The organism is Mesobacillus sp. (genome assembly GCF_057785455.1).
This window is the reverse complement of record NZ_JBYNSB010000018.1, coordinates 68,220-74,550: the sequence shown is the minus strand read 5'-3', so window position 1 is coordinate 74,550 and position 6,331 is coordinate 68,220. Positions and strand designations below refer to the sequence as shown.

Sequence of the window (6,331 nt, the reverse complement as noted above, 5' to 3'; positions counted from 1 at the left end):
CTCAACCGATTCATGAAAAAATTGAATGGCATAAAGTCGAAAGTTTCTGTTAGAAATAACAAGCTTGCGGACAAACTGCTGTCCCTGCATATCCCGGAGTCGCCGATGGCAAGGGTGCCTGTGTATGAGTATGGTGAGCTGAGGAAGGGCGTGTTATGTACGGAGTGCGGGACAATAGTGAAAGATTATTCATGGCCAAGATTAACCTGTTCAAAATGTGGGCTGGAGGAAAAAGCCGATGAGGCAATATTGCGTAGTGTTGCGGAATTCAGGCTGCTTTTCCCTAATCAGTTCGTAACAACAAATATTATTTATGAATGGTGTGGTTTTTTGCTGCCTAAGAAGTTGATAAGGCGGACTTTGATGAGAAACTTTCAGAAACTCAGCAGGGGCCAGTGGACATACTATGTTTAATATTTGTGATTTTAATCAACATGGTCATGCAGATAACACAGCTAGAATATATCAGAGTCACTTCCGAAAGTGAGCTTGTTTGCTATCGGGGTTATTAGGTTAGGACTTCCCTACATTCCTTTTTGATGCCTGGATGGCTCTAAGCAATACTATTAGGACCTTCCTCGCTCTTTTTTGATGCCTGGATGGCTCTAATCCATGCTAGTAGGACCTTCCTCGCTCTTTTTTAATGCCTGGATGGCTCTAATCATTGCTATTAGGACCTTCCTCGCTCTTTTTTGATGCCTGGATGGCTCTAATCAATGCTATTAGGACCATCCTCGCTCTTTTTTGGTGCCTGGATGGCTCTAATCATTGCTATTAGGACCATCCTCGCTCTTTTTTGGTGCCTGGATGGCTCTAATCAATACCATTAGGACCATCCTCGCTCTTTTTTGATGCCTGGATGGCTCTAAGCAGAGCTATTAAAATCATCCCCTACTCATTATTACTAGATGGAAGGCTCTAAAGTTAAACTCTCCAATTAAACTAAGTTTTTCCCGCTGCACTTTCCCTTCACCGTGCATTTATCATTTAGAATTATGCAATACTGGCCATTATACAATTTATGAAGCTTCCGTGCGTTCACACCCTGCTCTTCACTCCTTCCGCCTTGCTGTTATGCGCCTGAAGCCGCTGCTTAACATTGACGTATTTGTCTTGCAAGAGCAGTTCCATGCCGATTGCTGCAAGTGAGAATATGTTTGCGTAATGCTTTTTGACTTCCCATTTTAATTCGTGCTTTCCACAGATGCTGTATTTGTTTACTTCTTCCATTTCTGTGCTCAGCAAGGAAAGCTGGCGTTCTTTTTCTTGCTCGGGCAAGGCGATGATTTCGTCAATTTTTTCAATATATTCGAGGGATCTGGCAATCTTCTCGTTAACCTCATCATGCGTTTTTTGGTCGACCAGCTGATATTTCAGCTTGAAACTATTTAAATTTTTTGCTGATTCATACGTAGACCTTACAATTTCATCTCTGGTCATATAGTCGGTTTCGAAGCTGAGCATATATTTCCATGATGGCTGGGTGATTGCTTTACGGTGGTCTTCAAGCGTGTGGCAGAACTTTTTATACCCATACTTATCGGGATTTTCGAATGCTGGGCTCGCTGGGTCCAGGAATGGCGCAAGCGGAGCGACAAAATAGGATAGTCTTTTATCCAGATTGCAGGCAAGGTGGATTTGTTCACAAACAACATTATCGAGGGCACTTTGATAGTCTTGATGAGGGATGCCCACCATGAAGAATATGTCAATTTTTTTGCAGCCATGCTTTAGTGCTGATTGGAGAGTTTCAATCACCTTAGCGTTTGTACAATTGAATTTGCCATTGTAGCGGCGGATTTTTTCATCATAGGTTTCGAGCGTTAGTTCAATGCTGTACTTCGGAACCACTTTCTCGATTTTTTCAAAAAATTCCTCATTCGCGTATTGGAAAAGCTCAAAAACGAGCTCATTTTTCAATTTAATTTTACCCAGGCGGTCAAAAAATTCATCCACATAGTCCTTCCCTGCCTGGCGAATGTCGTGGAGGATGAAGATCGGTGCCCGGCTGAAGCGCTGGATAAAAACGATATCCTCAACCAGTTTTTTTGGTGATCGCGTTGCCAGTGCCTTTCGATTGCAATTATCCTTGTATGATTGCTTCGAGCCCCCGCAAATCAGGCAGCCCTGTGTACAGCCTTTGGCTGTCAGGATCGCGGTGTTGGGATATTGCAGCCATCCGTTGTAAGGAAGAGGGTCAAGGAAATTCTTATATTTGAATACGGATTTTATCGTATATCTATACCCCGGGATATCAAATTCATCAAGGCTTTCCGGCACATGGCTGAGGGGATTGCAAACGGTCTTTCCGCCGTCCTTCCATGTGAGATTAGGAATTCCGCCAGGCTGATGTGTCCCATTCTTCAGATGGTTAATCAGCAGCAGCATTAATTTTTCGGTAGAATCGCCTCTCATGACGAAATCGATGAAAGGGTATTGTATCAAGTCTTTATGGTAATACGTTGCGGATAGCCCGCCAAAAATCATCGGGGTATCTGGATGGAGCTGCTTGGCGATTTTGGCTAATTCGATACTGCCATGGGCATGGGGCAGCCAGTGCAAATCTATCCCAAATGCTCTTGTCTTGATTTTTCTTAATTTCCTTTCAACGTCAAAACTTTCATCCATCAGCATCCGATTCGCAATATTGATGATTTTTACACGCAGTCCCTGTCGCTCAAGATATTCAGCGATGCTCGTCAATCCAATCGGGTACATTTCAAAAACGGGCGAGGAAGGAACGACGTCACTGATCGGTCCTGCCAGCAGCGCATTTTTCCGAAAATCGTAAACACTTGGTGCATGAAGCAAAACTAGGTCATATCTCACCGAAATCACCTCAAAAAGGATTCATTAAATAAAATTACTGCATGATTACACCTCAATCATATCGCGTATTTCCAGCTCCTCTTTAGGGGAATGCCAACTTTTTTGTGAACGAGGGATTAAATCTAAGTACTATTACCAGGAAAATGTATATATAATGAGGCTTTGACGATTTATGAATATTTTGTTAAGACGTCAGGCTGCTCCAGAGATTAGGAAAAATTCAACTTTTGGGATAGTCAGGGGGGCTCGGCCAGATTAATCATGAAACTAAAAAAGAACTGCTCTTTGCAGTTCCTTTCAAGTTTATTTTTCCTGCTGTACCATCAGTACTTCTTCCTCAACTCTTCCCAGCTTTAGAAGATGGGAATCAAGTCTTCTATGAATGGTCGAGAACTCGATGTTGTTTTTGGATTCTGCCTGTGCCATCATGTCCTTCAAGAATTTTTCAATTTTAGCACTTTGCGATTCTTCCATGCGCTCCAGGGCTTCCTTGATATCGGTTATATCAATCTGGTTCGATGTCACCCGGTGCTCAATACTATCGACCTTTTCAAGGCGTTCAAGCCTTTTTTCAATATGATCAACTCTTTTATTCAAGGATTCCAATGAACTCCCAATCCCCTTTAAGAGGTTTACAATTTCTGAAAAATCCCTTTCCATTGTCATCGTTCATGTCCCCTTTATCCTTTGTTTAATGTAATTTTATCATCATTAATCATTTTGATATGTTACAAAACAGGGAACAATCTGGAATTTTGTTTGCAGATCTGTCACAATATTTCCGTCAGTCTAAATCCAATGCAAACAGTAATTGCTCAGCGTTTTTTCTCGACAAGTTAACCGAGTTCCATTTCCTCTCCGCAGCTTGCAGTTCATTTTTCCGCATTATAAGGAGCTGCTTCAATTCAGGATAGTCCGGATTTAATTGATAAAGCTTAACCAATCCCTCCACCCCCTCATATGAAAGCATATCCAGATAGTAGATATCTATTTTTCCAGTCTCCTTGTAGCGCTCCAGGTTTTGAGTGACGACGAAGCTTTCCAGTTGCGCCGTATTGATTAAAGTGTAAAAAACAATCGATGAGATGATATAGAAACGCAATAACGATAGTTTTTCCAGCCAGATTCTCATCAAAGAGTACCCTAGAATAACCAGCAGGAAAATCATGAATGAGTGGGCCAGCACCCTTGTAAAAGTGAATCCATAAGCTTCTTCGTACATCAAAAGCCTGATAAATGCGGAATACAGCATGATGCCGCTAAAAATCACCAGCAGGGTCAGCATTCCCCGGATTATCATCCCAATTGGCCGCGATCGCATATCAGTAAATGTAATGACTGTCGAGATAATCAGCAGATTCAGCATCGCAACAAACAGCAGTTCAAAAAATCCCCTGCGCGCAAATTCAGCATAAGTATAGCCAGCCTGAAGGGTCTCACTGAAGAAATACTTAAATTGCACAATAACGAACAGAAGGTAAACAATGTTCAGCAATACCAGGACGGTCAGGCTGACAATACTATCCAGGCTCACCGATTTTCCTTTTTCAGCTGCAGGCTTTTCCTCAGGTGTTCCCTTCTTCCTTAAAACCTGGAGCAATCCAAAAATCGTAAGCGCGTAAATAAGAGTAGCTGCAGCCCTGAAAACCCCATCGCTAATTTGGATTGCCGAAAGCCAGCGAGGAAGCAAGCCCACCAGCTCTCCAAATTGCTGGTCTGCTGAAATTAACAGATTCATGATCACAAACAAAAGTGGCAGGGAAATCAGCAATCCTATGAGTACCCTTTTTAGAACCGCAGTTGTTCTTTCGTCAAACCCTCTTCCAGCTAACCTGGGGCCATTCAGTAAAAAGCGGCAGACATACACAAAGGATGCCCAGATTGTTTCGAATATCTTTTTAACGAAAGGCCATTTATGCCAGCTGCTCCCTGATGGATAAACGACAAGCACAAGCTGAATCAATACTAACATCGGAATGGCCAAAATATTGAGTGCATATAAAATCATATTTGATTTCAAAAAGTAGCTTGCTGCCAGGAGCCAAACAGAGATTATCAGCAGCATCCCAAGCTTTCTGTTCACAAATCGAATACTTCGGAAGCGCCAAAAATAGACTCCGTAAAAACACGTTATAAAAACAAGATACGAAATACCGATTTTCCCATGGAGAAACGACCGCTCTGCCAGAAAGCCAAGCCCAAGGCAGATGATAAAAAATAACCAGTCATTCTTTCTCAAGCGTAATATCATTGATAACACTCCTTTTTTATATACATAGAATTACTAGGTATTAAGGTAAAAAAATAGAAGCTAATCTTGATTCCCCCCCATACATAGTAATTCTATGTATGGGGTCAAAAAAATTATACAGATGCCCTTCTTCCCCACCGATAGCCTGCCCAGCAAATAGGATAAAGCAAACCTGTAAACAAAATGCATGTTACGATAAAGGATGGACTTAACAGCGGCTGGAACCAGTCATGCGGTATAATTTTAAACAGTGTGAGATACATCATCAGCATATTAGGTACAATCGAGATGATGAATGTCCTTCTCATCAGCCTTCTGCCCTTATGCCCAAAGCCTTTGCCAATTTCATATCCAAGCAGCGCCCAAAAAATCAGATATAGCAGGATGATGACAAACGGAATCGATGTAAGCCCGTTCCATAAAACTTCGACCCAGACAAGGTCAAAAGCATTATGCAGCCCGGTAAGAACAGAGCCGCCAACGAAAAACACAAGGTTTGCAGCAATAAAAAGCCATTGGGTTTTCTTCGGTGTGACAGACAGCTCCTCCCGCCAGCTTGCCGCGATCTCTTCAGGGCTGCCGAGCCGGTCAATCATTGCTTGTTTGATGTCCTGATCACTTAAATCACTGTCATTGAACTCGGCAATCATTTCTAGCAGATGGCTTTCATACTCAGCTATAATTTGATCCTTTTCAGGGTGCTTTCCCAAGTGGGTTTCAAGCTGGTGCAGGAATTCATTTTTATACTGGATCATTTTCCGATCTCCTGATCACTTTGTTCATGACGTTTACGAATTGCTTCCACTCATTTGTTTTCTCGACGAGGACTGACCTGCCTTCATCTGTGATTCGATAATACTTGCGTGCCGGGCCTTTCTCCTGTTCCTGCCAGTAAAACTCGATGTATTCCTGCTTTTCAAGCTTATGAAGTGCGGGATACAGGGTGCCTTCTTTCACCTGCAGGCTGTGGTCGCTGCGCTTATCAAGCTCTTTTACAAGCTCGTAGCCATACATATCTCTCTCGTTCAAAAGCTGGAGGAGGACAAGTGCAGTACTCCCTTTTAAAAGCTCCCGATTGAACATTTTATTCACCTACCTAGAATTAAAAGGTATCTAAATAAATCATATTGCATCCATCCAAAATTTGCAAGAAAAAATAAACTTATAATTATGGAAAGGAATAAGCAAATAGCCAGAAAGACATTATTAAAGGCAGCCTCCATCAGGCTGCCTCAAGAAACCCATATTATA

At 42.2% G+C, this 6,331-nt stretch carries 5 protein-coding genes and 1 pseudogene; 1 reads left to right on the top strand and 5 read right to left on the bottom strand.

Features of this window, described 5'->3' with window-relative positions; all coding sequences use genetic code 11:
• Nucleotides 1–414: pseudogene (locus tag AC3EBE_RS06440) on the top strand (NERD domain-containing protein); the annotation flags it as partial.
• 624 nt (nt 415–1,038) lie between these two features.
• On the opposite strand, the gene AC3EBE_RS06435 reads toward AC3EBE_RS06440, so the two are convergent.
• From AC3EBE_RS06435 to AC3EBE_RS06415, 5 genes are all read right to left on the bottom strand, one after another.
• Nucleotides 1,039–2,829, bottom strand: a complete 1,791-nt coding sequence (locus tag AC3EBE_RS06435) for a TIGR04190 family B12-binding domain/radical SAM domain protein (protein WP_488594196.1) — start codon at nt 2,827–2,829, stop codon at nt 1,039–1,041.
• 303 nt (nt 2,830–3,132) lie between these two features.
• Nucleotides 3,133–3,495, bottom strand: coding sequence for a hypothetical protein (locus AC3EBE_RS06430; RefSeq protein ID WP_488594195.1), 363 nt, complete (start codon nt 3,493–3,495; stop codon nt 3,133–3,135).
• A 118-nt stretch (nt 3,496–3,613) separates the two neighbouring features.
• A complete protein-coding gene (locus tag AC3EBE_RS06425; RefSeq protein WP_488594194.1) occupies nt 3,614–5,080 on the bottom strand; it encodes a DUF4153 domain-containing protein in 1,467 nt (488 codons plus the stop codon).
• 113 nt (nt 5,081–5,193) lie between these two features.
• A complete protein-coding gene (locus AC3EBE_RS06420; protein WP_488594193.1) occupies nt 5,194–5,835 on the bottom strand; it encodes an HAAS signaling domain-containing protein in 642 nt (213 codons plus the stop codon).
• Nucleotides 5,822–6,163, bottom strand: coding sequence for a PadR family transcriptional regulator (locus AC3EBE_RS06415; protein ID WP_488594192.1), 342 nt, complete (start codon nt 6,161–6,163; stop codon nt 5,822–5,824). Before AC3EBE_RS06415 ends, AC3EBE_RS06420 begins: the two co-directional genes overlap by 14 nt.
• Between the last annotated feature and the right edge of the window lie 168 nt (nt 6,164–6,331).

Bases quoted from the DNA above. Each gene is read 5' to 3' on its own strand.
- AC3EBE_RS06415 (WP_488594192.1), bottom strand. From the start codon at position 6,163: ATGTTCAATCGGGAGCTTTTAAAAGGGAGTACTGCACTTGTCCTCCTC.
- AC3EBE_RS06420 (WP_488594193.1), bottom strand. From the start codon at position 5,835: ATGATCCAGTATAAAAATGAATTCCTGCACCAGCTTGAAACCCACTTG.
- AC3EBE_RS06430 (WP_488594195.1), bottom strand. From the start codon at position 3,495: ATGACAATGGAAAGGGATTTTTCAGAAATTGTAAACCTCTTAAAGGGG.
- AC3EBE_RS06425 (WP_488594194.1), bottom strand. From the start codon at position 5,080: ATGATATTACGCTTGAGAAAGAATGACTGGTTATTTTTTATCATCTGC.